This is a genomic window from Secundilactobacillus pentosiphilus, from assembly GCF_002217985.1.
GTDB lineage: Bacteria > Bacillota > Bacilli > Lactobacillales > Lactobacillaceae > Secundilactobacillus > Secundilactobacillus pentosiphilus.
The window spans coordinates 1-207 of record NZ_BCMI01000121.1; the positions used below are offsets into that span (position 1 = coordinate 1).

A 207-nucleotide genomic window follows, 5' to 3' on the forward strand; every position below is an offset into this window, starting at 1 on the left:
TTTGTAGTTTGTCAGTAAAGTTGGCATCTTGGCCAGTTCGTGCAATATCAGATGGTAAACTACTGGCAAGCAATAACGGGTTGTCGTTGACTGTTGGAACAGTGTCAAAATTGTTAGCACCAGATAGGTGGGCTACTTTGGAATCGTCAGCTGGCGTGTAACCAATTTTATCTTGTTTGGCGTTAACCTCTTCAATCCCCGCTACAT

1 pseudogene is annotated in these 207 nt (G+C 43.5%); it reads right to left on the bottom strand.

The window, feature by feature from the left end:
* A pseudogene (locus CES81_RS13310) lies at nucleotides 1-207 on the bottom strand (hypothetical protein); the annotation flags it as partial.